The following is a 26,884-nucleotide window of genomic DNA, read 5'->3' as shown; positions in this document are numbered from 1 at the left end:
ATCTAGGCGGTTCGAACTGAAAAGCCGCTCGCGATCATCCGCGAGCGGAAAGCGTATGGGCGCGAAAAGACAGCGCGCCAAGATTATTCGGCCGGTTTCTTGGGGTCCCAGAGCTTGGTTTCCGTGGTCTTTTCATAAGCCATGCCGTTGGGATAGCTGATCGCCTCGAACTGCAGGCCCCAAGGCGCCTGGAAATAGAGGATAGTCTGGCCGGCCGCGGGTCCTTCCGAGATCGGGATCGGGCCGAGGCGTGTCGCTACACCTTTGGAGTCGAGATAGGTTTTCACAGCGGCGACGTCATCGACATAGAAGGCGATGTGGAAGGCGCCGATGTCGCTGTTCTTCTGCTTGATTTCCTTCTGGTCCGGCGCGGCGTATTCGAACAGTTCGATATTCGAGCCGAAGCCGCAACGCATCAGGGTGATCTGCTTGATCACCGCCTTCGGATCGACGCCGAGCGCGTCCTCCATGAACTTGCCCTTGTCGTCGCCGATCGGGCCGAACGACATGGCCTTCTTGCAGCCGATGACATCAGAGAAGAAGCCCACGGCCTGTTCGAGATTGGGCACGGTCACGCCGGTATGGTCATGGCCGCGCATGCCGGGGATCATATCGGCCTGCGCCGCCGTCGCCCCGAGCAAGGTTAGTATTGCTGCGCTGAAAATGCTGATCTTCATGTTCATTCCCCTGTGATCGCGGGCAAAGCTCCGCCCTTCGCCGGAGCCCGCGTCTCCGGCGTGACGTATCTTCGGAATGCGTGCATGCGGCGGCCGCGAGACGCGGCCGGTTGGTCAGGCGTCTTCGACCAGGCTCTCGCGCAGGAGCCAGTCGGGATCGATTTCCGGCAGCGGAATGGCGTCGAGAAGGGCGCGGGTGTAGTTGGTGCGCGGGGCGGAGAAGACCTGCTCGCAAGGACCTTCTTCGACCACCTTGCCGAAGCGCATCACGTAGACCCGGTCGCAGACCGCGCGGATCACCGAGAGGTCATGGCTGATGAAAGCCATGGCCAGCCCGAGATCGCGCGACAGGTCTTTCAGCAGATTGAGGACCTGCGCCTGGGTGGAGACGTCGAGGCCGGAGACGATCTCATCGGCCAGCACGAAATCCGGGCGCAGAAGCGCGGCCCGGGCGATGCCGATGCGCTGGCGCTGGCCGCCGGACAGTTCATGCGGGCTGCGCTCCAGCACGATCTTGGGCAGCGTGACGCGGTCGAGGATATCGAGGACCAGGCTCTCCGCCTGTCTGCCGTCTCGCGCCAGTCCATGCAGCAGCAACGGTTCGACGAGAATGCGACGGATCGAATGGCGCGGATTGAGGGAGGCCATCGGGTCCTGGAAGATCATCTGCATGCGCCGGCGGAGCGGCCGCATCTGCTGGTCCGGCAGATGGGTGATGTCGGCGCCGTCGAAGCGGATCTCGCCAGCGGAGACATCCACGAGCCGAAGGAGGGCGCGTCCCAATGTGGTTTTGCCGGAGCCGGATTCGCCGACGATGCCGACGGTCTCGCCGCGTCCCACGGTGACGTCGACGCCGTGCAGCACCCTATGGCCCGGGTTACGCAACAAGCCGCGACCTGCTCCATAGGTGACTTCGATTCCGCGGGCGACAAGAAGGTTTTCGGTCATCGGCTGATTCCGATCTCGGCGCGGAGTTGTTCGAACACGCTTTGCGGCACCGGTTCCAGCCCGGCGTCGGGCCGGTCGTAGCGGGGACCTGCGGCAATCAGCGCCTGAGTGTAGATATGCCGCGGCGCCGTCAGCACCTCTCTTGTCGATCCCTGTTCGATCACCTTGCCGGCATAGAGCAGCGTGACGCTGTCGCAGATCTGGGCGACCACGCCGAGATCGTGGGTCACGAAGATCACGCCGGTGCCATGGGCCTGCTGCATCGATCGGATCAGGCGCAGGATCTGCTTCTGCACCGTCACATCGAGCGCCGTGGTCGGCTCGTCGGCGATCACCAGCTTGGGTTCCAGCGCAAAGGCGTCGGCGATGAGTACGCGCTGGCGCATGCCGCCGGAGAGTTCATGCGGATAGCTGCGCAGCACGCGCTCCGGGTCGCGGATATGCACTTCCTCCAGAAGCTTCGCCGCGCGGTCATGCGCCTCGCGGCTCGAAAGACCGCGCCGCATCCGGAGCCCATCGGTCAGTTGCGCCTCGATGCGCCGGCCCGGATTGAGCGCAGTCTGCGGATCCTGCGGGATCAGCGAGATTTCGCTGCCCATGATCTTGCGGAGTTCCTGAGCCGGCAGCGTCAGGAGATCGCGGCCTTCGAAGCGGATGGCGCCGCCGGTGATCCTGACGGTGCGCGGCAGAATGCCCAGCAACGCCTTGGCGATGGTGGATTTGCCCGCGCCGCTTTCGCCCACGAGGCCGCGCACTTCGCCACGCGCGAGGGTGAGCGAGACGTCGCGGAGAATGAGTGCGCCGTTTTCACGTTCTGAGACGGCCGATAGACCGGCAATGGAGAGAAGCGGATCGGTCATCGGCGCATCATCGGATCGAGGGCGCGGCGCAGGCCGTCGCCGAGTTGATTGAAAGCGAGCACGGTGAGAAACAGCATCACAAGCGGCGCAAGCAGCACCCACCAGCCCTGATAGATGATGGTGCGTCCCTGCGCGATCATCGCCCCCCAGGTCGGCGTATCTGAAGACACCGACAGGCCGACGAAGGACAGGATCGCCTCGACGATCACCGCGATGCCCATTTCCAGGCTGATCAATGCGACGATCACAGGCGCGACATTGGGCAGGATCTCCTTGAGCAGGATATGCAGCTTGGAGAAGCCGATCGTGCGCGCCGCCGTGACATAGTCGAGTTGCGCCTGCGCCAGCGTTTCGGCGCGGACGACGCGACAGAAGCGCGTCCAGTCGATGATGACGATGGCGGCGATGACAGAATGAACGCCGGAGCCAAGCACGGCGACGAGCAGGATCGACAGGAGCACCGGCGGAAACGCCATCCAGATATCGACCAGCCGCGAAATGACCAGATCCACCCAGCCGCGATACCAGCCGGCCAAGAGACCGAGCAGCGAGCCGAGTAGGGCGGCGAGTCCGGCGGCGACAAAGGCGACAAGCAAAGCGATGCGGGCGCCATGGATGACGCGGGAGAGTACATCCCGGCCGAGATCGTCGGTGCCGAGCCAATAGCCGGGCTCCGCGCCGTCCATGCCGGCCGGCGGCAGGGTTCCGAGCATTAGATCCTGTTCCAACGGGTCCTTGGGCGCGATCCAGGGCGCGAACAGCGCGAGCACGATCAAGAGGAGGATGAAGCCGCCACCGAAGAGGATCTTCGGCTCCTTGAAGAGGGCGCGGAGCGACTTAGCCATGAGCGAGCCTCGGATTGAAGGCCGCCACCAAGAGGTCGACGCCAAGATTGATGAGAATGAACAGCGCGCCAAAAGTCAAAACAAGTCCTTGTATCAGCGGCAGGTCGCGATTGATGACCGCGTCGATGGCCATATTGCCGATGCCGGGATAGGCGAAGATGCGTTCGACGATGACGGTGCCGCCGATGAGAAAGGTGAATTGCACGCCGGTGAGCGCGATTGTCGGGCCGACGGCGTTGCGCAGCGCCTCTTGCAGGATCAGCCGCAGCGTGGATTTGCCCTTGAGGCGGGCGAGCAGGATGTAATCCTGCACCATGGCTTCCAGCAGCGCTTCCTTGAGCACGCGGGCGATGATCGCCGCCAAGGGCAGGCCGAGCGCCAGAACCGGCATGATCATATGTGCGGAAATGTCGATGAGCGCCGAAAAATTGAAGGTCAGCAGGCTTTCGAGCAGATAGAAATGCGTGACAAAATGGGTCTCGACGCTCGGATCCATGCGGCCCGACAGCGGGAAGACCGGATAAAAGACGCCGAAAATCAGGATCAGCGCCAGCGCCCAGATGAAATCCGGCACGGCCAGCACGGTGCCGTTGACGGTGTCGACAACCGGCTCGAGAAGGGTGCGGCGGACGAGCGCGCCGGTGATCGCCACCGCGCCGCCGAGGACGACGGCGAAGACGAGCGCGGCCGCGGCCAGCTCCAGCGTGGCCGGCAAGCGTTCGCCGAGCAATTCCAGCACATTGCGGCGGAGCGAGATCGACGTTCCGAAATCGCCCGTCACAGTCGCCTTCAACCAGATCATGAACTGGCTGAAGATGGAGCCGTCGAGACCGTAATTGGCGCGCAGTTGCGCGATCTGTTCGGGCGTTGCGCCGGGAGAAATCATCATGGCGATGGGATCGCCGGGAACGACGCGGAGAAGAACGAACACCACCACGGCGACGCCCAACAAGGTGACGGCGGCAAGGAGGACGCGGTTGAAAACCGACAGGACGAGCAGCGGCATGGAATATAGAGCCTCGGGCGCGACGGCTCGACGCGCGGCCGGCATACGACGCGCGAGAGCCAAACAGCGGTTAAAAGGTCCGGGCGAGAACCCGCCCGGACCTTTTCAATCAGGCCTTGGACACCAGAACCGGCTGAAGCGCGCCCGACACGTTCGGCGTGACCTTCAGCGAGGATTTGTAGACCACCGGCTGGGCGTATTGCAGCAGCGGAATCACATAGCCCTGTTCGGCGATATATTTGCTGACGGCCTTCCAGCCGGCGATGCGCTTGGCTTCGTCCTTTTCGCCCCAGAGCGGTCCGATCATGCCGTCCAGATCGTCGGTGTTCCAGACCGAATGCGGCGAGGGGCCAAACATGGCGAAGCCGGTCGAGGTGGTCGGATCGCCGATCGCATTGCCCCAGTTGTAGAAAGCGGCGGGGGCGAGTTGGTCGGCGGCGCGAAGCTCGTAATGCTTGGCGATTTCGTAGACTTCGATCTCGGCCTCGATGCCGACCTTGCGCCACATGCCGACGATGGCCTGAACCATCTCGTAATCCTTCGGCTTCAGGCCGCGGGTGCTTTGAATCTTGAACTTGACCGGCTTATCGGTGGAATAGCCGGAATCCGCCAGCAGCTTCTTAGCGAGTTCAGGATCATAGGGAACTTTGATCGAGGCGTCGTAGGCCGAATATTCCGGCGCTTCGAGCGTATCGATCGGCACGCCATAGCCGCGCAGCAGGCGCTTCACGATCGCAGCCTTGTCGATGGCGTGATGGGCGGCGAGACGGACGTTCTTGTCGTTCATCGCCTCGATATTGTTGAGGAAGATCATGCCGATGTCGGAGATCGGGGTCGCGACGCCGGCGAGGCCTTCCTTGTCCTTCAGACGATCGAAATCTTCATAGGGAATTTCCAGCGTGATGTCGGAGGAGCCGGATTCGATTTCGGCGACGCGGCTGGTGCTGTCGGGCGTGAACTTGAAGATCACCGTCTCGAAAGCCGGCTTGCCGCCCCAATAGGTCGGGTTGGCCTTGAGACGCAGGAAAGCGTTGCCTTCGTAAGCGTCGACCATATAGGGGCCGGTGCCGACAGGCTTCTTCTCGAAGCCTTCCGCGCCCACCTTTTCGTAATAGGCCTTCGGCAGGACATAGCCGGTAAGGAAGGCCATCCACATGAAGAAGGTGGGTTCGAAGCGCAGCACGTCGGCGGTGATCTTGTTGCCTTCGACCTTATAATTGCCGGCGGTCGACCAGATGAACTGGATGGGGTTGCCGGTCTTCTCGTTGGCGGCGCGTTCGAGCGACCAGACGATGTCCTCGGGCGTGAAGGGCGAGCCGTCATGCCAGGTGACGCCTTCGCGGACGTCCATCCAGAGCTTGGTCTTGTCGTCGTTCCAGCCCCAGGCGGTCAACAGGCCGGGCTGGAATTTCAGGTCCGGCGCCTGCCCGACATATTGGTCGAACACAGAGCGATAGATCGCCTGGATCGTCGGATTGACGGCGGAGGGGCCGACCGTCGGGTCGAAGGACGGCAGGTTGACGTTGAAGGCGATGGTCAGCGTGCCGGCTTCGGCCGCCTGGACAGGCACTTTGCCGGCCAGAACGCTGGACAGGAATGCGGCTGCGCCCAGACCCAGTGTCTGGCGACGTGTCAGTTCAGTCATGATTGGCTCCGTTGTTCCCCAGTGTTCCGCCGGATCCAACCACCCGACGGCAGGCATTATTTGCTCGGAATGTTTTAATCTTAAAATTAATTTCGGACGCTTGGCAAGCGGATTTTTCGGCTGTCGCGTCTTTCGCCGTTCGGGAGGCGAAAAAGTCATTTATATTCATTTGCATATGAGGAGCTCAAGCCGAATTCACCGTCCGATTGCCGTGGAAAAGGGGATCAGGAGCCCCCGCTTTTCCCGCTTGACAAACCCCTGAAATCAGAAACATGATTTTGCATATATTATTCTGACGACCTCGAAACGAGGCTAGGGGAACGGACAATGGCCGAACGATCATTTGCCAGCGAGGTCGAAGACCTCAAGCTGGGCGAAGGCGAAATCTTCCGCGGCGAGGGGATCCTGGCCATCACCAAGGCGCTGTTGCAATCCGGCGTCTCCTATGTCGGCGGCTATCAGGGCTCGCCGATCTCGCATCTTATGGACGTGCTGGCGGACGCCAAGGATGTGATGGACGAACTCGGCGTTCATTTCGAAACCTCTGCGTCCGAGGCCGCCGCCGCTGCGATGCTGTCGGCCTCGGTGATGTATCCGGTGCGCGGCGCGGTGACGTGGAAATCCACCGCCGGCACCAATGTCGCCTCCGACGCGCTCTCCAACCTCTCGTCGGGCGGCGTGACAGGCGGCGCGATGATCATCATCGGCGAGGATTACGGCGAGGGCTCCTCGATCATGCAGGAGCGCAGCCATGCTTTTGCAATGAAGTCTCAGCTCTGGCTGCTGACGCCGCGCCCCAATCTGCCGTCGATCGTGGCGATGGTCGAGCAAGGCTTCGAACTGTCGGAAGCCTCCAACACGCCTGTGATGCTGCAGGTCGGCATTCGCAGCTGCCACGTGCATGGCCAGTTCGTCGCCAAGGACAACAAGAGCCCGGAATTTACGCTCCGCCGGGCGCTGGAGCAGCCGATCCGCGATGTCAGCCGCATCGTGCTGCCGCCGGCCTCCTTCCTGCATGAGAAGGAAAAGCTCGAGCGGCGTTGGCCCGCGGCGATCAATTTTATCCGCGAACGGAAGCTCAACGAATATTTCGGTCCTGAAGACGGCGAGATCGGGGTCATCCTTCAGGGAGGTCTCTACAACGGCGTGCTCAGGGCGCTGCAGCAACTCGGCCTCGCAGATGTCTATGGCGAATCCTCGGTGCCGCTTTACGTGATGAACGTCTCCTATCCGCTGGTCGATGAGGAGATCGTCGATTTCTGCGTCGGCAAAAAGGCCGTGCTGATGGTGGAGGAGGGCGCGCCGGAATATATCGAGCAAGCGCTCAACACGCTCCTGCGCCGCCGCGACATCCAGACTCGTATTTCGGGTAAGGACGTGCTGCCGATGGGCGGAGAATACACCGCGCCGGTGCTGGTCAAGGGGCTGAAGACCTTCATCGAAACCTATCAGCGCAATCTGCTCGGCAATCAGCCGCCCATTCCTGATCCGACACCGGTGCTCGCCGATCCGCGCGTCAAGGCGCTGGCCGAGGTCGTGCCGCCCCGGCCGCCGGGTTTTTGCATCGGCTGTCCCGAGCGGCCGATTTTCGCGGCGATGAAAATGGTGGAGCAGGAGCTCGGCCAGCATCACGTCTCCGGCGATATCGGCTGTCACCTGTTCTCGATCCTGCCGCCCTTCAATATCGGCGCGACCACGATGGGCTACGGCCTGTCGCCGGCCGCCGCCTCCGCCTTCAACGTCAAGGCCGACAAACGGGTCATCTCGGTGATGGGCGATGGCGGCTTCTGGCACAATGGTCTCGCCACCTCGGTCGGCAACGCCGTGTTCAACAAGCAGGACGGCGTCATTCTCGTCGTCGACAATTTCTATTCCGCCGCCACAGGCGGACAGGACATCCTGTCGTCGCGCGCCGACAATCCGCGCCGCAAGACCAAGAATTCCATCGTCGACGCGGTCAAAGGCATCGGCGCGACCTGGGTGCGCCAGATCGACCGCACCTATGACGTGACCAAGATGCGCGACACGCTGAAGGAGGCGCTGACCACCAAGGAGGAAGGGCCGAAGATCATCGTCGCCTCCTCCGAATGCATGCTCAATAAACAGCGTCGCATCAAACCTCTGTTCGCCAAGGCGGTGAAAGAAGGCAAGCGCATGGTCAAGGAGCGGTTCGGCGTCGATGAGGATGTCTGCACCGGCGATCACGCCTGCATCCGTCTCTCCGGTTGCCCATCTCTCTCGGTCAAGCATACCGACGATCCGCTCAAGGACGATCCGGTCGCGGCGATCGACAACAATTGCGTCGGCTGCGGCAATTGCGGCGAAGTGTCGGAGGCGGCGGTTCTCTGTCCGTCTTTCTACCGCGCCGACATCATCCACAATCCCACCCGCTGGGACCGGTTCGCAGCATCCCTCCGCGCCAAGGTGATCGGCTGGCTGCAGACCCGCCGCGCCGCCGGCCGCGTCAGCTTCGCAGATTGAGGAAAGCGTCATGAACGAACATGTGTCCATCGACGCCCTCCGCACTGAGCGCCTCGCCACCGACAAGCCGCTCGCCATCGCCGTGCTCGCCATGGGCGGGCAGGGCGGCGGCGTGCTCGCCGACTGGATCGTCAGCATGGCCGAGGCGCAGGGCTGGATGGCCCAGACGACTTCGGTGCCGGGCGTCGCCCAGCGCACCGGCGCGACGATCTATTATATCGAGATGCTGCCGGAGCGGGACGGCCGCGCGCCGATCTTCTCGCTGATGCCAACGCCCGGGGATGTCGACGTCGTCATGGCCGCCGAACTGATGGAGGCCGGCCGCTCGGTTCTGCGCGGTCTGGTGACGCCGGATAAGACAACGCTGATCGCCTCCACCCACCGTTCTTTTGCAGTGGCGGAAAAGCAGGCGCCGGGCGACGGCATCGGCAATCCCGAGACCGTGGTCGAGGCAACAGATTTCGCCGCCCGCCGCACCATCGCCTTCGACATGGAAACGCTCGCCGTGCGCAATGGCAGCGTCATCTCCGCCTCGATGTTCGGCGCGCTGGCCGGCTCCGGCGCGCTTCCTTTCCCGCGCGAAGCCTTCGAGGCGACGATCCGCGCCGGCGGCAAGGGCATCGAACCCTCGTTGAAAGCCTTCGCCGCCGCCTTCGACCGCGCCCGCGACAAGCCGCGCGATTCCGTCTCAGCAAAGCCGGTCAAACGGCTCGATCCGCTGCCGGCCACGGCCGGTCATGCCGACCTCGATCGTCTCCTGGCGCGCATCCGCTCGGAGTTCCCGGAGGTTCTGCACGCCATGCTCTATGCGGGCGTCAAGAAGCTCACCGATTTCCAGGACCCCGCCTATGCGGGCGAATATCTCGACCGGGTCGCGACGCTCCATTCCCTTGATCGCGCCCAGGGCGGCGCGGACAAAGACTTTGCTTTTTCGCAGCAGGCGGCGAAATATGTGGCGGTCGCCATGGCCTATGACGATGTCATCCGCGTGGCTGATCTGAAGGTTCGTCAGTCGCGTTTCGAGCGGGTGCGCAAGGAAGTCGGGGCGAAGGACGACCAGATCGTGTATATGACGGAATATATGCATCCGCGCATGGAAGAGGTCTGCGGCACACTGCCGAAAGGTCTGGGCCTGTGGATCGAGAACCGGCCAAGCCTGTTCAATTTCCTCGACCGTCGGATCAACAAGGGACGCAGGGTGAAGACGGCGACGCTCTTCTGGTTCCTGGGACTCTACATGGTCTCGGCATTGCGCTCCCGCCGTCGCGGCACGCTGCGGCATTCCCGCGAACTGGAGCATATGAACGTTTGGCTGAAAGCGGCGACCGACTTGCTGCCGGAGAATTATGATCTCGCGACGGAGGTTCTCGCCACGCGCCGACTGGTGAAGGGCTATTCCGACACCCATTCGCGCGGCTTGTCGAAATTTGATCGCGTTCTCTCCGCTCTTCCCATGCTGCGCAACCGTGAAGACGGCGCCGACTGGCTGCGGCGTCTCAAACAGGCGGCGCTTCTCGATGAAGGCGGCGTTGCGCTGGATGGCGCGCTCAAGACGGTGGCGAGCCTTTAAGGCTTGCCATTCGGTCGCGTCGCAGCATGCGACTTCCTCCGCTTGGCGGTGACGATTTCCCCGCCGTCGGCTTTGCCGACGCTTTCCGGCCTTCCTTGCAAAGGGAAGGCCGGTTTTTGATTGTGCGGCGACTGTTCGCGGTCTTCTGAAATATCAACTGCGAAGTAAGATAAGGATATAAAATCAGGGCGTCACGAAGTCGTTTTTCGATCGAACAAATTCAATGGACACGTATATCGAGATCTGATATATCAGTTTCATCAGATTGATCGAGGCAGTGCTGCCCAAACGCAGGAGACCCAAATGACGGCGAATGTATTCAGCGGCTGCATGCCCGCGCTCATGACCCCTTGCAATCAGGACCGGACGCCGAACTTCGATCAGCTGGTCCGCAAGGGCAAGGAGCTCATCGCAGCCGGCATGTCCGCCGTCGTCTATTGCGGCTCCATGGGCGACTGGCCACTTCTGACCGATGAAGAGCGCCAGGAAGGCGTGCGTCGCCTCGTCGAAGCCGGCGTGCCGGTCATCGTCGGCACGGGCGCCATCAACACCAAGTCCGCCGTCAGCCATGCCGCGCATGCCGCCAAGGTCGGCGCCAAGGGTCTGATGGTCATCCCGCGCGTTCTGTCGCGCGGCACCTCGGTCTCGGCCCAGCGCGATCATTTCTCGGCCATTCTTTCGGCCGCCAAAGATCTGCCGGCGGTCATCTACAACAGCCCCTATTACGGCTTCGCCACACGCGCCGACCTGTTCTTCGACCTGCGTTCGAAGTTCTCCAATCTGGTCGGCTTCAAGGAATTCGGCGGCAAAAAGGACATGACCTATGCGGCCGAGAACATCACCTCGGGCGATGACTCGTTGACGCTGATGGTCGGCGTCGACACCGGCGTCTATCACGGCTTCGTCAATTGCGGGGCCGGCGGCGCCATCACCGGCATCGGCAATGCGCTGCCGAAGGAAGTGCTGCATCTCGTGTCGCTTTGCGAAAAGGCCGCCAAGGGCGACCCTGCCGCCCGCCGGGAAGCGCTCGAACTCGAAGAAGCGCTGATGGTGCTCTCCACCTATGACGAAGGTCCCGACCTCGTCCTGCACTACAAATATCTGATGGTGCTGAACGGCGACACTGAGTACACGCTGCATTTCAACGAGACCGACGAGCTCAGCGCCTCGCAGCAGCGTCATCTCGAAAATCAGTACGCGCTGTTCAAGGCCTGGTACGACGCGCGCTACGCCTGAACGGCATAGGGCCAAACTCTTGACGCCCTGCGCCTGAATGGTGCGGGGCGTTTTGCGTTTCAGACGGAGCGTTCGGTCAGATATCGTTCTGGCGGATGTTGCGCAGGATCCGGTGCAGCACGCCGATGAATGACTTGTACTCCTCTTCCTCGATGCCCTCGAACATCTTGAGGAAGTCGTCATACATGGTCGGCCAGATCTTTTCGAACGCAGCCCTGCCTTCCTCGGTGATCGTCACGTCGCGGACCCGCATGTCGTCGGGGCGCGGCTGGCGGCGGATGAAGCCCTGTTCCTCCAGCGATTCCAGAGTGCGGCTCATGGTCGATTGTTCGGTGACGGCGAAGACCGACAATTCGTTGATGGTCACCGACGGCGTGATCGACAGGATGGCGAGCGCCCGCATCTTCGCGGTGGTGATGTCGAGCGCCTTGAGGTCGTCTGCGAGATTGGCGTTCCAGCGCGCGATCACCCTGTTCATGAGATAGGGCGCGAAATTGTTGAGCCCGATTTCTCCCATGGTCGGGCGCTTGTTCTCCGGGCCCTCGACCGGCCCGAACACGGCGCCAGAAAATCGATCCGTCATGCAACCTTCCTGTTCATGTCAGCGATGAGGCCAAGAGGAAGCCGGAGCCGCCGCCGAGGCCGGGCCCGGGATGCGTCGAGGCACCGATATGATAAAGCCCGGGAACATGGGTGCGGTGGTTAACCGAGGACTTGAACGGACGCCAGAGGAAAAACTGGTCGACGCCGCAAAAGCCGCCATAGGGATCGCCGCCGACGAGATTCATGTTCATGCTTTCGAGATCGCTCGGCGCATAGGCGCGACGGGCCAGCACATTCTCGGACCATCCGTCGATATGGCTTTCGAGAATGCGCTCGACGCGATCGGCGAAACGTTCGCGCAGCTCTTCGGTCCAGCGACCGTCGGCCGGGATCGGCAGTTCTGCGGCGGCGTCGCCCTTGATATGACGCGGCGCTTCCGGCAGTTGCAGCCAAAGGATCGACTTGCCCTCGGGCGCGCGGCTCGGGTCGAGTGCGGTCGGCTGGCCGACGCAGATGGTCGGCACGGCGGGCAATAACCCGCGCTCGCATTCATTGGCGGCGCGCGACACGCCGTCGAGACCCGGAGTCAGATGCAGCAGCGCCACCTGGCCGAGTTCGCCGCCGGCCTTCCAGCGAGGCGGCGATTTCAGCGCGTAATGGATCTGCATATTGCCCTTGCCGTAGCGATAGGATTTCAGCCCTTCGCCCACGTCCGCCGGCCGTGGCTTCGTCGAGCTTTTCAGCAGGCGATCGTAAAGCTGCGTCGGCGTCACAGAGGCGATCACGCCGCTCCGAGCCTGAAGCGTCTCGCCGTTCGCCAGCCGGACGCCGGTGGCGCGGCCCGTATTGTCTTCTGTGACAACATCGACATCGGCATGTGTGCGGATCTCGCCGCCTTGGTCCGTGATCAACCTTTCAAACGCTTTGAGCAGATTGTCCGCGCCGCCCTTGACGATCGGGCAGCCGGCCAGTTCGATGGCGAAGCCGATTACCTTCAGCATTTCGCCGGAATAGGCGCTTTCCGGATTGAGGCCGCAATGCAGCACCCAGGGGGCGAAAAGCGCCTGCAGTTCCTCGGAGCGGTAAATGGCCTCAAGATGCGATCTGCCGCTGACCAGCGCTTCGCCGAACCAGGCCGCCAAGCCGCGCGGGCCGCGCCGCCAGGCTTCCTTCAGCACGGTTTTGAGCACGCTGCCCGACCAGAGCGAGCCGCCGAGCAGCGAAAACAGGAAGGGCGCGTCGGCGCCGAGCCTGTCCATCTCACGCGAAAAGGCTTGTCCGTCGCCACTGGCGAAGGCGTCGAAGGCTGAGACGTTGCGCTTGCGGTCCATCGAGAGAATGGCGTGGCGGCCATCCGGCATCAGCACGCCGGTGGGCAGGGGGGAATGGGCGAATTCGAGCCCGCGCGCTTCGAGATCCTTGCCGAGCGCGCCATAGGCGGGCGAGGTCAGGAACAGCACCATGGTCGTCGCCATCACGTCATGGCGGAAGCCCGGCTCGGTGATCTCTTCGGTGCGCAGGCAGCCGCCGATGCGATCATTGCGCTCGAGCACCAGCACCTTCTTGCCCTTCTTGCCCAGCAGCGCGGCTGCGACAAGCGCATTGATGCCGCTGCCGACGACGATATAGTCATGGATGCTCATGGCGTCCGTCCTGCCTCATGCCTCTGTCTCGCGCATCGGAAAAAGCCGGCGGAAATATCCGCCGGCTTTCGATGCTTACTTGCTGATCAGCGCCAGCGCGCGGATCGGCGATCCCGTGCCCTTGACGAATTTCAGCGGCGCGGCGATCAGGATCGCGCCCTTTGCGGGCAGACGGTCGAGATGGCAGAGGCTGGCGAGACCGTAGCGGCCGGCCTTGTGCATGAGGTTATGGGCGGGGAAAGGCGGGTTCATGCCGCCGGCCGAACCGGCGTCGGTGCCGATGGTTTCCTGACCCCAGCCCATGATGTTCTTGGAGACGAGATACTCGATCGCCTCGGCGGTCGGTCCGGGCGAATGCGGGCCGTTCTCGTCGGCGTTCAGGAAGGTTTCGGTCGAGCCGTTGCGCTTGTACCAGTCGGTGCGCATCACCACCCAGCTGTTGGCTTCGATCTCGCCATGCTCGGCTTCCCAGGCCTTGATGCTCTCGACGGTCAGCAGGTAATCCGGGTTTTCCGCGGATTCCTTGGAGCGGTCGATGACGTTGACCGGGCCGACGAAGGCCTGCGGCGGAATGGTGTCGGTGGTGTTGCCCGGCAGGTCCTTGCCGGTGATCCAATGCGAGGGGGCGTCGAAATGCGTGCCGGTGTGTTCGCCGAGCTCCAGCCAGTTCCAGGCCCAGAACGGGCCGTTCTCGTCGTATTGCGAGATCTCGTGCACCTTGACGCTCGGCGTGTTCTTGCCGAACTGCGGCGGCAAATAGAGGACCGGCGTATTGGGACCGAGCGGCGCGGTGAGGTCGACGACCTCGATGGAACCGGAAAGAAGCGCTTTCGCGACATCGGCGAGAATGGTGGCTGACATGATCTGTTCCCTCTTTGCCAGGGTCTCGCTGCGGCCGGTTGCAAGCGCCGCAGCTGCCCGATGACGCCGACGCTAAGTCAGTAAATATGAAAATGCAAGTATCGGTCGGGCGGTTGGATGAGCAGGCCGGCGTGTGAACACTTCATTCCATCTCGTTGAAGCTGCTCATCAAAACACCATTCGCCTGCTCACGCCAAAAACCTTTAGGCTTCAAATATTTTTTGCTTGCCGCTCGGCCTTCAAGATGTATGCATATGAAGCTATCGATAAAAATCGGGGAACGGGACAATGAATTACGACGCCGTGGTCATCGGCGCTGGCCATAACGGGCTGGCGGCCGCCGTGGAACTCGCCTCGCGCGGCTGGAAGGTCGCGGTCGTCGAAGCAAAGGAGGAGGCGGGCGGCGCGGTGAAGACGCGCGAACTGACCTTGCCCGGCTTCCGGCATGATCTCTGCGCGATGAACCTGTCGATGTTCGCCGGCTCTGCCTTCTTCAATAAAAACAAGGACGCGCTCTTTGCCCACGGCCTCGGCTTTGCGCCGGCGAGCGACTGCTTCGCCAGCGTATTTCGTGATGGGACCTGGCTCGGCGTCAGTTCCGATCTCGAAACGAGCGCGGGCCGGATTGCGGCCCTCTCGGCCCGCGACGCCGCCGCCTGGCGAATGATGTTTTCCGAGTTCGGCGCCGACGCGCCGCATATTTTCGGTCTGTTGGGGTCGCCGATGCCATCGTTTGCCGCCGCCAAGGTGGCGTGGAAGGCCTGGCGCGCGCGGGGGACGGCTTGGCTCTATGAGACGGTGAGGCTGCTGCTGTCGTCGCCGCGCGATTTCCTCGACGCCCGTTTCGAAAATCCCAAGGTCAAGGCGATGATGGCGGCCTGGGGCCTGCATCTCGACTTCTCCCCCGATGTCGCGGGCGGCGCGCTGTTTCCCTATCTCGAAAGCATGGCCAATCAGGCCTTCGGCATGGTGATCGGCCAAGGCGGCGCCGACACCATCATCAAGGCGATGACGGGTCTTCTGAAGGCGAAAGGCGGCGAGATCATCCTCGGCGCGCCTGTGGCTTCGGTGGAGACGTCGGCGGGCGCGGCGACCGGCGTGAGGCTTGCGGACGGACGCATTCTGACCGCGACAAAGGCAGTGATCGCCAACGCCCATCCGCAATTGGTGTTCGGCAAGCTCCTGAAACCTGAACCATCACGCGCCGACTTCGATAGCAAAATCGCCAAGTTCCGCGCCGGTCCGGGCACGATGATGATCCATCTCGCGCTCGACGGTCAGCCGGACTGGGCGGCAGGGGAGGCGCTGAAGCGCTTCGCCTATGTGCATCTCGCGCCCGATCTCGAAATGATGTCGCGGGTCTATGCGGAAGCAGTCGATGGTCTCTTGCCGGCGGAGCCTGCGCTGGTGGTCGGCCAGCCGACGGCGATTGATCCCAGCCGCGCGCCTGAGGGCAAGCATGTGCTCTGGGTGCAGGTGCGCGTGTTACCGGCGGAAGTCCATGGCGATGCTGCGGGGGAAATCCACGAGAAAGACTGGGACGCGGTCAAGGATATCTATGCGGACCGCGTGATTGCGCTTCTGGAGCGCTACGCGCCCGGGCTCAAGACCAAAATCCTGGGGCGCTCGGTCTTCTCGCCGGCCGATCTCGAACGGGAAAACCCCAATCTCATCGGCGGCGACAATCTTTCCGGCTCGCATCACCTCGACCAGAACTTCCTCTTCCGCCCGGTCGCCGGCTATTCCCGCTACAAGACGCCGGTCAAGAACCTCTATCTCTGCGGCGCTTCGACCTGGCCCGGAGCGGGCACGGGGGCAGGCTCCGGCTTCATGCTGGCGTCAATGCTGGCGGGCAAGTGAGTTTCCACCGCAGAACATTGAAAACCGCGCGATTTCCGGGCATGAAGCGGGATAGACTGAGGCGAGCGGCATAGGGACAGGCGCGTGACGGCGGAAAAGGACAGCGGGATAGAGGCGACCGAGAGCGCGAAGCAGGAATTGCGGGTCTGGCTCAGGATGCTGTCGACCACCAAACTGGTGACGCAGGAGATCCGCCGCCGCCTGCGCGCCGAATTCGGGGCGACCCTGCCACAGTTCGATCTTCTGGCGCAGCTCTATCGCGAGCCGGAAGGTCTGCGCCTCGGGGAAATCTCCAAGCGCACCATGGTCACAAACGGCAATATCACCGGTCTCGTCGAACGTCTTGAAGCCGATGGGCTTCTCGTGCGGGAAACGCCCGGCGACGACCGCCGCGTGACGGTCGCGCGGTTGACCGAACAGGGTCGAAAGACTTTCGCCGAGATGGCGCGGGTGCATGAAACCTGGCTCGGCGAAATGATGGCGGATGTCGACAAGGACATCTTCCCGGCGCTCAATCACAGTATCGATCAGTTGCAGGCATCGGTTCGGAATCATCTGTCCGGCGCGGACTGAGCGGCTGGATCATAGGAGGGCGGCGGTCAGTTTTCCTTCGTCGCCAGACGCTCCTCCCTGAGCCTGTGCCTTGAAAAGAATCGGTCGAGTTCGGATTGTTTGGGCGTCGCGCCTCCGAAGATCGTCACATATTCCGGAATGCGCAGGAACCGCGTTTCCAGATCTTCGCGCGTCTGCATGGAGATATAGCCGATCTGCACGAGATATAGCGTGCGCGCATGCACGTCGGCGGACACGGCGTCGAATCCGTGTCGCCGATACATCCGGCAGATCGCGTCGAGCCGCGTTTGATCGGCAGCCTGCACCTCCTTCAGGATGTCGTCCGACTGCAGCGACCAGCCGCGCATGGCGAATTCGAACCTGGAATCGAACAGCGCCGTATCCAGCCAGCAATCGAATACGTTCAGCACCGCCTCGGCGATGGTTTCCGCATAGGCGTCGGTCTGCCGCACCAGATTGCCGGTGTTCTTGTCGCGCCAACGCGCCACGAGCGCATCGAGAAGCTCCTCGCGATCTTTGAAGAACCAGTAGAAGCTCGTGCGGGAGAGACTGAGTCGCTTGGCGAGCGGCAGGATCTTCACCGCATCGACGCCGCCTTCGAGCAGCGCCTCATAGGCGGCCTCGAGCCATCCGTCGATCGATCCGCGCCAGCCGCTGTCCGTCGAAGTCTCAGTCATGAATGATTCCCGATCATCCCACCTGCTTACGACGCTTGGCGGAAATTTTCGATACGCTGGATAAAACTCTAAATGTACACCTATGTCAATATTGTTGACGTCAGTGTACATTTCTGCTTAGATTGCAGCGATCGCCAAAATGGAGCCGCGCCGTGTCCAACGACCCCCTGCTGCAACCCTTCCAGCTCAAGCACCTCACCTTGCGAAACCGCATCATCGTGACGTCCCACGAGCCTGCTTATCCGGAAGACGGGATGCCGAAGGAGCGATATCGCGCCTATACCGTCGAGCGCGCCCTCGGCGGCGTGGCGCTGACGATGACTGCAGGGTCGGCGGCGGTGTCGAAGGACAGCCCCCCGGTCTTCAACAATCTCCTCGCCTACAAGGATGAGATCGTGCCCTGGGTGCGTGAAATGACGGACGCGGTGCATGAGGCCGGCGCCGCGATCATGATCCAGCTCACCCATCTCGGTCGACGCACGCGCTGGGACAAGGGCGAATGGTTGCCGGTGGTGGCGCCCTCGCATCTGCGCGAACCGTCTCATCGCGCCTATCCGAAAAAAATCGAAGAGTGGGATATCGAGCGTATCATCAAGGACTTCGCCGACGCCGCCGAGCGCATGCAGGCGGGCGGCATGGACGGCGTGGAGCTCGAAGCCTATGGCCACCTGATCGACCAGTTCGCCTCGCCGCTCACCAACGAGCTCGATAGCCCCTATGGGGGCTCGTTGGAAAACCGCATGAAGTTCTGTCTCGATGTGTTTGCCGCGATTCGAAAACGCGTCGGCGACAAATTCATTCTCGGGGTCCGCTATACGGCCGACGAGCAGTTGAAGGGCGGGACCGGCAAGGCCGAGGGCCTGGAGATCTCCCGCCGCCTGCGCGACAGCGGGTTGATCGATTATCTCAATGTGGTGCGCGGCCATATCGACACCGATCCGGGCCTGACCGATCTCATTCCCATTCAGGGCATGGCCAATTCGCCGCATCTCGATTTCGCCGGCGAAATCCGCGCGGCCACGAATTTCCCTACCTTCCACGCCGCCAAGATCCCGGATGTCGCCACTGCCCGCCATGCGATCGCCGCCGGCAAGGTGGACATGGTCGGGATGACGCGGGCGCATATGACCGATCCGCACATCGTCCGCAAGATCATCGAAAAGCGGGAGGAGGACATCCGCCCCTGCGTCGGCGCTAATTACTGTCTCGACCGGATCTATCAGGGCGGCGCGGCCTATTGCATCCACAATGCCGCGACCGGGCGCGAGCTGACCATGCCGCACGCCATCCCCAAAGCGGAGGATAAGCGAAAGATCGTGATCATCGGCGCTGGCCCTGGCGGTCTCGAAGCCGCCCGTGTCGCCGGCGAGCGGGGTCACGAAGTCGTCGTCTTCGAAGCGGCAAGTGAAGCGGGCGGGCAGATTCGGCTGACGGCGCAGAGCCCGCGCCGCCGCGAGATGATGAGCATCATCGCCTGGCGACTGGCGCAATGCGAGAAACTCGGCGTCACCATCCGCTACAACACCTGGGCGGAAGCCGACATCGTGCAGGCGGAGAACCCCGACGTGGTGATCATCGCCACCGGCGGCCTTCCGCATACCGAGGTGCTCTCCGAAGGCAACGACCTCGTCGTGTCCTCCTGGGATATCATTTCAGGCGACGTGAAGCCGGGAACGAATGTGCTTGTTTTCGACGACGCTGGAGATCACGCTGCGCTTCAGGCGGCGGAGATCCTCGCCAATTCCGGCGCCAAGGTCGAGATCATGACGCCGGACCGGTCTTTCTCGCCCGAGGTCATGGCCATGAACCTCGTCCCCTATATGCGGTCGCTGCAGAACAAAGACGTCACCTTTACCGTGACCTATCGTCTCGAATCCGTCGAGCGTCATGGCAACGGCCTCGCCGCCCATGTCGGCAGCGATTACGGTGGCGTGTCCAAGACCCGGCATGTGGATCAAGTGGTGGTCAACAACGGCACGATCCCGCTCGACGATCTCTATTTCGAGCTGAAGCCGCTGTCGGTGAATGCGGGCGAAGTCGCCTATGACGATCTGATCGACGGTCTGCCGCAGACGGTGTCGCGCAACCCGGAGGGCCGCTTCCAGCTGTTCCGGATCGGTGACGCGGTGTCGGCCCGCAACACACACGCGGCGATTTATGACGCTCTGCGGCTGGTGAAAAACATCTGATGGGCGCGGGCGTGTCGCAAGCGGACCGGACGCAGACTGCGGATCGGTGTCTGATCTCCGCATGACGAACGCCCGCATTCCTCCCGCTGCAACCGCGGCGTCCCGCAAGAGCCCGATTGCCGCCTACGGCTTGATCGGGCTCGAAATCGCCATGCTGCTCTCTTGGAGCGCGGGCTTTATCGGCACCCGCTTCGCCAGCGATCACGCGCCGATCTCGCTCATCCTGTTGTGGCGCAGCCTGGCGTCCGGCCTGCTTCTTCTGCCCGTCGCCCTGGTGTTCGGTCCCAAAATCCGTCTGCGCGACGCGCTGGAGCAGGCGGCGATCGGCGCGTTCGCCATGGCCGGATATCTCGCCGGCTTCGGCTTCGCGATCGGCTTCGGCGTGCCCACGGCGCTCGTCGCCTTGATCACCGACATGCTGCCGCTCGCGGTGGCCGTCCTGTCCTGGCCGCTTCTCGGACATGCCTTGAACGGGAGACAGTGGCTCGGCACAAGTCTCGGCATGACAGGCGTCGTGCTGGCGTCGATGGAATCCCTCTCGCTCGGATCGGTCGAGATCTGGGCCTATCTCCTGCCTGTGGCGGGGACACTGGCCCTGGCTTGCTCCACCCTCTTGCAGCGGCGGTTCCAGTCACGCGACATGCCGGTCTATCAGAGCCTCTGCATTCAATGCCTCGCCGCAGCGGCCGTCTTCTCCGTTTTCGCCTATCATGAACACGGCGTGGCGCCGGTGCTCGAGCCGGAATTCATCGGCGGCGTGCTCTGGCTCGTCGTGGTGGCGACCTTCGGCGCCTGGACGCTCTACTATGTGGCGCTCAAGAAATCGTCGCCGGCGCGCGTCACCGCGGTGCTCTACGCCAGTCCGCCGGTGACGATGATCTGGGCCTGGGCGATGTTCGGCGAACCGATGTCCTGGATGATGGTCGTCGGTCTCATCGTCTCGCTGATCGGCATCGTCACCGTCGCCCGTGGTTGATGCTTCAGGGGGCGGGGTTCCAAAACGAGCGCGGCCCCGTCAGCGGGGCCGCGTTGTCGTTTGGATATCAGGCGGGATGAGGTTCTGACGGCTGCGCATGATCTTCCTGCTCCTTTTGCGCCACGTCGGTTGCGTCCGGCCGCTTGATGCGGAACCAGACCACATAGAGCGCCGGCAGGAAAAGCAGCGTCAGCACCGTTCCGACGATGATGCCGCCCATCATCGCATAGGCCATCGGGCCCCAGAAGATTTCCCGGGAGATCGGGATCAGCGCGAGACTCGCGGCGGCCGCCGTCAGCATGATCGGCCGCATGCGATGTTCGGTCGCCTCGATGACGGCGTTCCACGGGGCGAGCCCCTCGTGAATGAGCGTCTCGATCTGGACGACCAGGATGACGGAGTTGCGGATCAGGATGCCGATCAGCGCCAGCACGCCGAGGATCGCCACGAAGCCGAGCGGCGCGCCGCTGGGCAGGAGCGCGGCCACCACGCCGATCAGGCCGAGCGGCGCGACGATGACCACCAGGAACAGACGCTGGAAGCTCTGCAACTGGAACATCAGGATCGTCGCCATCGCCAGCAGCATCATCGGCACCACGGCGGCGATCGGCGCCTGACTCTTGGCGCTGCTTTCCACCGAGCCGCCCACTTCGACCTTGTAGCCGACCGGCAGTTTGCCGGCATAGGCCCTGATCTGCGGTTCGAGCTTCTGGTCGATCGTGGCCGGCTGGGTGCTGTCCTTTATCGCCACCTTGACGGTGATCGTCGGCATGCGGTCGCGACGCCAGATGATCGGCTGCTCCATCTCGTAGCGGAAATTGGCGATGGAGGCGAGGGGCACCGACTGGCCGTTGCCGCCCGACAGCTGCAGGTTTCTCAGCATCTCCACCGACTGTCGCTCATCCTTCACCGCGCGTCCGACGACATCGATGAGATAGATGCTGTCGCGGATCTGGGTGATCGTCGAGCCGCCTGTCATGTTGTTGAGCGCAGTCGCGATGTCGGAGGAGGTCACACCGAGTTGGCGGGCCTTGTCCTGCAGGATTTCGACCTTGACGGTGCGGGCGGGCTCCATCCAGTCGTAGACCACGCGGCCGAGACGGGGATCGCCGCCCAGGATCGAGCCGATGTCGCGGGCGTAGATACGAACTTTTTCGGGATCGGGTCCCGACACGCGATACTGGATCGGCCGGCCGACCGGGGGGCCCAAATCGAGGAGCTTGACGAAGACGTCGCTTCCCGGAAATTCCGTTTCGGCGGCGGCGCTCAGTTGGGTCCTCAGGCGATCGCGCGCTTCGATGTCTTTCGCGACGATGATCATCTCGCCGAAATTCGGCGTGTTGGGCTGCACGTCGAAAGACAGAATGAAGCGCTTGGCGCCCTGGCCGACATAGGACGTCCAGTGATCGATGTCGGGATTCCCGGCGAGGTGATCCTTTTCGAACTTGTCCATTTCGGCCTTGGTCTGCGCGAGCGTGTAATTCTGCCGCGCGGTCCAGTCGATCACCAGTTCCGGTCGATCGGATGACGGGAAGAACTGCTGCTGGACGAAGCCCATACCATAGATCGACACGCCGAAGGCGATCAGGGTCAAGGCGATGGTGATCTTCGGCCAACTGACGCAGGCGTTCAGAAGGCCGGAGAAGATGCGGGCGACACGCCCTTTCTCCTCGTGATGCTTCTTCATGGTTTTCGGCAACATCACGACCCCGAGCAGCGGGGTGAACAGCACCGCCACGACCCAGGATACGATCAGCGAAACGGCGATGACCACGAACAGGGTGAAGGTGAATTCGCCGGCGGCGCTGTTGTTCAGCCCCACGGGAATGAAGCTCGCGACCGTCACCAGCGTTCCGGTCAGCATCGGAAAGGCTGTGGATGTGTAGACGGCCGTGGCCGCCTTCTGCAACGATTCACCCTCTTCGAGCTTGGACACCATCATTTCTATTGCGATCATGGCGTCGTCCACCAGCAGGCCGAGCGCGATGATCAGCGCGCCGAGCGAAATGCGTTGCAGCGAAATGCCGGCATATTCCATGAAGACGAAGGTGATGGCGAGAACGAGTGGAATGGACACAGCCACGACCAGGCCTGCCCGCATGCCCAGGCTGAGGAAGCTCACCACCAGCACGATCGCAATGGCCTCGAACAGCGCCTTGGTGAAGCCGCCGACCGCTTCTTCGACGACCTCCGCTTGTGCCGCCACGTGATGGACACCGACGCCGACGGGCAGGTCCGCGATAACGCGCTCCATGGTCTTGTTCAGCGCTTCGCCGAAATCCAGGAGATTGGCGCCCGCCTTCATGCCGATTGCGAGACCAATCGCCGGCTGGCCGTTGACGCGGAACAGCGGGTCCTGCGGATCGGAATAGCCGCGGGTGATCTTGGCGACGTCGCTCAGCCGGAAGAAGCGATCGTTGACGCGGAGATTGATGTTGCGGAGACTGTCCTCAGAGGCGAAGCCGCCGGAGACGCGGAGATTGATATGCTCGCCGGTGGTGCGCAGCGTGCCGGTGGCGACAACTGCGTTCTGGTTCTGCAGCGTGGTCAGGATCTGGTTCTGCGTGACGCCGAGCGCCGCCATCTGGCGCGTGGAGAATTCGAGATAGACGACTTCATCCTGCGCGCCGATCAGCTCGACCTTGCCGACATTGGGAACAGAAAGGATCTCTGTGCGGGCTGCTTCGAGATAATCGCGCAATTGTCTTTGTGTGAGGCCATCGGACGTGAAGGCGTAGATATTGCCGAACACGTCGCCGAAACTGTCGACGAAGCTCGGACCCTGCACGCCCGACGGCAATTGCGGCGCGATGTCGGCGATCATGTTGCGGACCTTGACCCAGGTCGGCTTGACGTCCGACGCCTTGGTCGTGTCCAGGAGGTTCACATAGATCGTCGCCTGACCGGGCGCGTTGACGCTCTTGGTGTAGTCGAGATTGTCGAGTTCCTGCAGCTTCTTTTCGATCCGGTCGGTGACCTGGCTCGTCATCTCCTCGATCGATGCGCCGGGCCAGCTCGCCTGGATCAGCATGGTCTTGATGCTGAAGTCGGGATCTTCCTCGCGGCCGAGATTGATGTAGGACAACACGCCGGCGACGGCGGCCAGGATCATGAAGTACCAGACCAGCGATTTGTGCGCGAGCGCCCATTCGGAGAGGTTGAATTTCTGGGTCATCAGGGCGTCTCACCGGCAATGCGGACTGTTTGATCGTTGGAAAGAGAGTTGACGCCGGCCGTGACGACGCGCTCGCCGCTCTCGAGACCGGACAGGATGTAGACGCCGCCATTGGCGGCCGCCTCGCTCGTCACGGTCCGTGTCGAAACTTTCTTGGTCGCGGGGTCGACGACCCAGACGAATTGGCCGCCGTCCTTGCCGCCGACAGCGCTTTGCGGCAGCCAGATCCGGTCGCGCACCGGCTGGTCCGGCGTCGCGGTCACGGTGCTTCCCAGGCGAAAGGTGGACGGCGGCGAGTCCAGCGCGATCTTGGTTCGCAGCGACCGCGTGGCCGCATCGGCCTGCGGCGCCGTTTCGCGCACCTTGCCCTTCACCTTGATGGCCGGATTGGCTTGCAGCGTCACGACGAAGGGCGTTCCGATCGCCGTCAGCGCGTCGTAGCTGTCGGAAATGTCGACCACGGCGTCGCGGGCGCCGAGGCCTGCAATGGTGAGGACGGTTTGACCGGCTGACACCACCTGCCCGACTTCGCCGGACACGGCCGAGACGACGCCGTCGGTTTCAGAAGTGAGTTCGGCATAACTCAACTGCTCCTGCGCCTTGATGAGATCGGCCTGCAGCTGTTGCACCGAGGCTTCGGCGGCTTCGCGCGACTGCACGGATTCTTCGGCGCTTTCCTTCGTCGTCGCATTGGTTGCGAGCAACTTCTTCTGCCGCTCTTCCGTCACCTTGGCCAAATCCAGCTTTGCGGTCGCGGAAGCTAAATCCGCTCTCGCCTTGTCGACCGCGAGACGAAGGCTGGAGTCGTCCAGGGTCGCCAGGACCTGGCCTTTTCGAACGAGATCGCCGACATTGACGTTGCGCGCGGTGATGCGTCCGAGAACTCGGAAGCCGAGATCGGCGCTGAAAGCCGCTTCGACTGCGCCAGTGAATCCGATCGCATCGGCGTGGCTGGCGGAGGCGACGGTGGTGAGAACGGGACGAACAGGCGCTTCGGCGGCTCCGGGCGCTTCGTTGCAGGCCGCAAGCGCTGCAGCCATCAGCATCAGCGGAGGAAATAAGATGAGCTTCATTGGACAGCCTCGTCGGTGAAGGCGACTTTCTCTTCGTTGCGCAGGAACTGGCCGCCATCCACCACGAAGATATCGCCCGGCGTCAGCCCATCGGCCAGCACCACCGTGGCGGAATCATAACGCAGAACCGTGACCGGCTTCAGCTGCGTCTGCATGGAGGCTGGATCGACCACCCACACGGCGGGCCGGCCATCGAGCGAATAGAGCGACTGCCAGGGGATCTTCACGCGCTCGCTGCTGCCGTAGCGGACATGCGCCACCACCGCCGAGCCGAGCGTCATTTCCGGCGGAGGATTTTCGATGGTGAGCTTGACGCGGACGGTTCCGAGCGTCGTGTCGAGCGCGGGACTGATCTCCCGGATCTTCGCTTTGGCGCGGATCGCCGGGCGCGACAGCAGGGACACTTCGATCGTCGGCGGCGTATCGCGGGCGCTCAGCACATTTTCCTGAACGTTGAAGACCGCATCCAGTTCGCCGTCATGCGCGAGCGTGAAGGCGGTGGAGGAGGGCTGAACCACCTGGCCCGTTTCGATGGTGCGGGCGGTGATGGCGCCGTCGGCGTCGGCGCGCAGGACCGTCTGGACCAGCGCGTCTTCAGCCGTCGCCAGTGAGGCTTTCGCCGCCGCCAGATCATTCTGCGCCGACTGGAATTCCTGCACCGCGCTGTCGAGCTGCTGGCGCGACAAGGCGCCGGTCGCGGCCAGCGCTTCGCGGCGCTTCAGCACCGACTGGGCGATACGGAGGCTGGCTTCCTGGGATTCGACCGAGGCGCGGGCGGAGGCGACGTCGGCGCGCTGCTCGGTGTCGTCGAGCGTCGCGAGGATCTGTCCGGTCTTGACGCGATCGCCCACGCCGACATAGCGCGCGTTCACACGCCCGCTCACCTTGAATGAGAGTTCGCTTTCGATCCTCGGCTTGATCTCCCCCGTCCCGGAGCCTTCTTCGACATCCCGCGTCAAGGCCGCTGTCTGCACGGCGACCTGCGAAATCGTCGGCGCGGCGGCTTTCTTGTCCGAGTCGCAGCCTGGCAGCGAGAGCATGAGGATGCCGAGAAGAAGCGGGAGCAAAAGGACGCGATTTCCGAAAATTCTCCAGTCATCTGGCCGAACGGCGCGTTCCAGCATGTTCTTTTCCCATGGAATAGGTCGAAATTTATTCATCGACTGTTGAATATATGCCGAGGAAGCGCTATTTTTGTCAAGTCTCTCGGAGGAGCTAAATTTGATCGATGACATAAAGGGGCAGGAGCGGGGTCGCGGCCGTCCGCGTCGCGGCGAGGGCCATGATCGTGACGCCCTGCTCGCGGTTGCGCTCGCCTGTTTTGCGGAAAACGGTTTCAAGAACACCTCGCTCAGGATGATCGCGACGCGTGCGGGTGTCGATGTAGCGCTGATCTCCTATCACTACGGCTCGAAGCTCGGACTATGGACCGAGGTGATTACGAGCGTCGGCGATGATTCCCTGGCTCGGCTCAAGGGCTTCGTGGTCGAATGCGAAGAACTGGAGGACAGCCAAAGACTTTCCCGGATGACCGCGAAGATCGTCGACATGATCAGCGAGCGTCCCCAGTTCGCCCAACTGCTGGTCGGCGAGATCATCGCAGCGGAGGATGACGCGCGGAGCGACATTATCCAGACGCGCCTGGTCGAGCCGATGCTGAGCGTTCTCCTGCCATTCCTCCGGTCCATTCGGGGCGACGAAAAACCGCCCTTGGACGAAGTGCTGATGGTGATCTCGTCTTTTGCCATGGCCGGGCTCGTCGTCTCGACCGGCCAGTTTCTCGCCCGCCTGACGCCTGTCGCCCGCAGCGACGCCGGCTTGCAATCGGCCGTCAGCACTTTGATGCAGAGGATACTGAAAGCTTGAAGCCCGTCGGCGGCAGAAGGCTTCCAAACGCTGTTCACAGCTCATTTCGCTCGCCGTAAATGTCTGATTTCGCCGAATATTGTCGTGGCGAGACGAGCCTGTGCGCCGGCGGAGGCGCTGGGCCGAGCGGATCGATGTTGCAATTTTTCAGGGAGCAAATAGTCTGGCGCCGCGCCAGAG

At 62.7% G+C, this 26,884-nt stretch carries 21 protein-coding genes; 8 read left to right on the top strand and 13 right to left on the bottom strand.

Features of this window, described 5'->3' with window-relative positions:
• Window positions 1–83: 83 nt before the first annotated feature.
• The 6 genes from OCK01_RS20450 to OCK01_RS20425 all read right to left on the bottom strand — a co-directional run bounded on the left by OCK01_RS20450 (window position 84) and on the right by OCK01_RS20425 (window position 5,981).
• The gene (locus tag OCK01_RS20450) at window positions 84–677 is read right to left on the bottom strand and encodes a VOC family protein (RefSeq protein ID WP_263825545.1); all 594 of its coding nucleotides are present in this window, start codon (window positions 675–677) and stop codon (window positions 84–86) included.
• Window positions 678–791: 114 nt separating this feature from the next.
• Window positions 792–1,625 (bottom strand): ATP-binding cassette domain-containing protein, encoded by an 834-nt coding sequence (locus OCK01_RS20445; protein WP_263825544.1) that lies wholly within the window; start codon window positions 1,623–1,625, stop codon window positions 792–794.
• Window positions 1,622–2,485, bottom strand: coding sequence for an ABC transporter ATP-binding protein (locus OCK01_RS20440; protein WP_263825543.1), 864 nt, complete (start codon window positions 2,483–2,485; stop codon window positions 1,622–1,624). Before OCK01_RS20440 ends, OCK01_RS20445 begins: the two co-directional genes overlap by 4 nt.
• Window positions 2,482–3,330 carry an ABC transporter permease gene (locus tag OCK01_RS20435; RefSeq protein WP_182829821.1) on the bottom strand — a complete coding sequence of 283 codons (849 nt, stop codon included), beginning with the start codon at window positions 3,328–3,330 and terminating at the stop codon, window positions 2,482–2,484. The genes OCK01_RS20440 and OCK01_RS20435 overlap by 4 nt, the downstream gene beginning before the upstream one ends.
• Window positions 3,323–4,330, bottom strand: coding sequence for an ABC transporter permease (locus OCK01_RS20430; protein ID WP_412179051.1), 1,008 nt, complete (start codon window positions 4,328–4,330; stop codon window positions 3,323–3,325). The genes OCK01_RS20435 and OCK01_RS20430 overlap by 8 nt, the downstream gene beginning before the upstream one ends.
• A gap of 115 nt (window positions 4,331–4,445) precedes the next feature.
• A complete protein-coding gene (locus OCK01_RS20425; protein ID WP_263825541.1) occupies window positions 4,446–5,981 on the bottom strand; it encodes an ABC transporter substrate-binding protein in 1,536 nt (511 codons plus the stop codon).
• Between the two features lie 327 nt (window positions 5,982–6,308).
• Between OCK01_RS20425 and OCK01_RS20420 the strand changes: the two genes are divergently transcribed.
• The 3 genes from OCK01_RS20420 to OCK01_RS20410 all read left to right on the top strand — a co-directional run bounded on the left by OCK01_RS20420 (window position 6,309) and on the right by OCK01_RS20410 (window position 11,268).
• Complete coding sequence (locus OCK01_RS20420) at window positions 6,309–8,462, top strand: indolepyruvate ferredoxin oxidoreductase subunit alpha (protein ID WP_263825540.1); 2,154 nt, start codon at window positions 6,309–6,311, stop codon at window positions 8,460–8,462.
• 10 nt (window positions 8,463–8,472) lie between these two features.
• Window positions 8,473–10,032, top strand: coding sequence for an indolepyruvate oxidoreductase subunit beta family protein (locus tag OCK01_RS20415; RefSeq protein WP_263825539.1), 1,560 nt, complete (start codon window positions 8,473–8,475; stop codon window positions 10,030–10,032).
• Window positions 10,033–10,335: 303 nt separating this feature from the next.
• A complete protein-coding gene (locus tag OCK01_RS20410; protein WP_263825538.1) occupies window positions 10,336–11,268 on the top strand; it encodes a dihydrodipicolinate synthase family protein in 933 nt (310 codons plus the stop codon).
• 76 nt (window positions 11,269–11,344) lie between these two features.
• Here OCK01_RS20410 and OCK01_RS20405 read toward each other — a convergent pair whose 3' ends face one another.
• The 3 genes from OCK01_RS20405 to OCK01_RS20395 form a co-directional block, all read right to left on the bottom strand.
• The gene (locus tag OCK01_RS20405; protein WP_263825537.1) at window positions 11,345–11,851 is read right to left on the bottom strand and encodes a MarR family winged helix-turn-helix transcriptional regulator; all 507 of its coding nucleotides are present in this window, start codon (window positions 11,849–11,851) and stop codon (window positions 11,345–11,347) included.
• Window positions 11,852–11,864: 13 nt separating this feature from the next.
• A complete protein-coding gene (locus OCK01_RS20400) occupies window positions 11,865–13,454 on the bottom strand; it encodes a phytoene desaturase family protein (protein ID WP_263825536.1) in 1,590 nt (529 codons plus the stop codon).
• A 75-nt stretch (window positions 13,455–13,529) separates the two neighbouring features.
• Window positions 13,530–14,315 carry a cyclase family protein gene (locus OCK01_RS20395; protein WP_263825535.1) on the bottom strand — a complete coding sequence of 262 codons (786 nt, stop codon included), beginning with the start codon at window positions 14,313–14,315 and terminating at the stop codon, window positions 13,530–13,532.
• 288 nt (window positions 14,316–14,603) lie between these two features.
• Between OCK01_RS20395 and OCK01_RS20390 the strand changes: the two genes are divergently transcribed.
• Both OCK01_RS20390 and OCK01_RS20385 read left to right on the top strand, forming a co-directional pair.
• Window positions 14,604–16,175, top strand: a complete 1,572-nt coding sequence (locus OCK01_RS20390; RefSeq protein WP_263825534.1) for a phytoene desaturase family protein — start codon at window positions 14,604–14,606, stop codon at window positions 16,173–16,175.
• A gap of 84 nt (window positions 16,176–16,259) precedes the next feature.
• Complete coding sequence (locus OCK01_RS20385) at window positions 16,260–16,748, top strand: MarR family winged helix-turn-helix transcriptional regulator (protein ID WP_263825533.1); 489 nt, start codon at window positions 16,260–16,262, stop codon at window positions 16,746–16,748.
• A 26-nt stretch (window positions 16,749–16,774) separates the two neighbouring features.
• On the opposite strand, the gene OCK01_RS20380 is transcribed toward OCK01_RS20385, so the two are convergent.
• The gene (locus tag OCK01_RS20380) at window positions 16,775–17,425 is read right to left on the bottom strand and encodes a TetR/AcrR family transcriptional regulator (protein WP_263825532.1); all 651 of its coding nucleotides are present in this window, start codon (window positions 17,423–17,425) and stop codon (window positions 16,775–16,777) included.
• Window positions 17,426–17,577: 152 nt separating this feature from the next.
• Between OCK01_RS20380 and OCK01_RS20375 the strand changes: the two genes are divergently transcribed.
• Entirely contained in the window at window positions 17,578–19,614 is a 2,037-nt protein-coding gene (locus OCK01_RS20375; RefSeq protein ID WP_263825531.1) for an NADH:flavin oxidoreductase, read from the top strand.
• A 61-nt stretch (window positions 19,615–19,675) separates the two neighbouring features.
• Window positions 19,676–20,590 carry a DMT family transporter gene (locus OCK01_RS20370; RefSeq protein WP_182829832.1) on the top strand — a complete coding sequence of 305 codons (915 nt, stop codon included), beginning with the start codon at window positions 19,676–19,678 and terminating at the stop codon, window positions 20,588–20,590.
• A gap of 67 nt (window positions 20,591–20,657) precedes the next feature.
• Here the strand turns inward: OCK01_RS20370 and OCK01_RS20365 are convergent, their stop codons facing one another.
• Genes OCK01_RS20365 through OCK01_RS20355 form a run of 3 tightly spaced genes read right to left on the bottom strand, consistent with a single transcriptional unit; the run spans window position 20,658 to window position 25,905 of the window.
• Window positions 20,658–23,765, bottom strand: coding sequence for an efflux RND transporter permease subunit (locus tag OCK01_RS20365; RefSeq protein WP_263825530.1), 3,108 nt, complete (start codon window positions 23,763–23,765; stop codon window positions 20,658–20,660).
• Window positions 23,765–24,838, bottom strand: coding sequence for an efflux RND transporter periplasmic adaptor subunit (locus tag OCK01_RS20360; RefSeq protein WP_263825529.1), 1,074 nt, complete (start codon window positions 24,836–24,838; stop codon window positions 23,765–23,767). Before OCK01_RS20360 ends, OCK01_RS20365 begins: the two co-directional genes overlap by 1 nt.
• A complete protein-coding gene (locus OCK01_RS20355) occupies window positions 24,835–25,905 on the bottom strand; it encodes an efflux RND transporter periplasmic adaptor subunit (protein WP_263825528.1) in 1,071 nt (356 codons plus the stop codon). The genes OCK01_RS20360 and OCK01_RS20355 overlap by 4 nt, the downstream gene beginning before the upstream one ends.
• A gap of 154 nt (window positions 25,906–26,059) precedes the next feature.
• Between OCK01_RS20355 and OCK01_RS20350 the strand changes: the two genes are divergently transcribed.
• Window positions 26,060–26,704 carry a TetR/AcrR family transcriptional regulator gene (locus tag OCK01_RS20350; protein WP_263825527.1) on the top strand — a complete coding sequence of 215 codons (645 nt, stop codon included), beginning with the start codon at window positions 26,060–26,062 and terminating at the stop codon, window positions 26,702–26,704.
• Window positions 26,705–26,884 lie beyond the last annotated feature (180 nt).

The organism is Rhizobium sp. TRM95796 (assembly GCF_025779995.1).
Classification (GTDB): Bacteria; Pseudomonadota; Alphaproteobacteria; order Rhizobiales; family Rhizobiaceae; genus Rhizobium_E.
Note: the sequence above shows the minus strand (reverse complement) of the source record. Positions and strands in the feature narration are given on the sequence as shown.

Excerpts from the sequence above, each read along its gene's own strand:
- OCK01_RS20390 (WP_263825534.1), top strand. The coding sequence starts at position 14,604 with ATGAATTACGACGCCGTGGTCATCGGCGCTGGCCATAACGGGCTGGCG.
- OCK01_RS20410 (WP_263825538.1), top strand. The coding sequence starts at position 10,336 with ATGACGGCGAATGTATTCAGCGGCTGCATGCCCGCGCTCATGACCCCT.
- OCK01_RS20370 (WP_182829832.1), top strand. The coding sequence starts at position 19,676 with ATGACGAACGCCCGCATTCCTCCCGCTGCAACCGCGGCGTCCCGCAAG.
- OCK01_RS20360 (WP_263825529.1), bottom strand. The coding sequence starts at position 24,838 with ATGAAGCTCATCTTATTTCCTCCGCTGATGCTGATGGCTGCAGCGCTT.
- OCK01_RS20420 (WP_263825540.1), top strand. The coding sequence starts at position 6,309 with ATGGCCGAACGATCATTTGCCAGCGAGGTCGAAGACCTCAAGCTGGGC.
- OCK01_RS20445 (WP_263825544.1), bottom strand. The coding sequence starts at position 1,625 with ATGACCGAAAACCTTCTTGTCGCCCGCGGAATCGAAGTCACCTATGGA.
- OCK01_RS20405 (WP_263825537.1), bottom strand. The coding sequence starts at position 11,851 with ATGACGGATCGATTTTCTGGCGCCGTGTTCGGGCCGGTCGAGGGCCCG.
- OCK01_RS20450 (WP_263825545.1), bottom strand. The coding sequence starts at position 677 with ATGAAGATCAGCATTTTCAGCGCAGCAATACTAACCTTGCTCGGGGCG.
- OCK01_RS20435 (WP_182829821.1), bottom strand. The coding sequence starts at position 3,330 with ATGGCTAAGTCGCTCCGCGCCCTCTTCAAGGAGCCGAAGATCCTCTTC.
- OCK01_RS20415 (WP_263825539.1), top strand. The coding sequence starts at position 8,473 with ATGAACGAACATGTGTCCATCGACGCCCTCCGCACTGAGCGCCTCGCC.
- OCK01_RS20395 (WP_263825535.1), bottom strand. The coding sequence starts at position 14,315 with ATGTCAGCCACCATTCTCGCCGATGTCGCGAAAGCGCTTCTTTCCGGT.
- OCK01_RS20440 (WP_263825543.1), bottom strand. The coding sequence starts at position 2,485 with ATGACCGATCCGCTTCTCTCCATTGCCGGTCTATCGGCCGTCTCAGAA.
- OCK01_RS20400 (WP_263825536.1), bottom strand. The coding sequence starts at position 13,454 with ATGAGCATCCATGACTATATCGTCGTCGGCAGCGGCATCAATGCGCTT.
- OCK01_RS20365 (WP_263825530.1), bottom strand. The coding sequence starts at position 23,765 with ATGACCCAGAAATTCAACCTCTCCGAATGGGCGCTCGCGCACAAATCG.
- OCK01_RS20380 (WP_263825532.1), bottom strand. The coding sequence starts at position 17,425 with ATGACTGAGACTTCGACGGACAGCGGCTGGCGCGGATCGATCGACGGA.
- OCK01_RS20425 (WP_263825541.1), bottom strand. The coding sequence starts at position 5,981 with ATGACTGAACTGACACGTCGCCAGACACTGGGTCTGGGCGCAGCCGCA.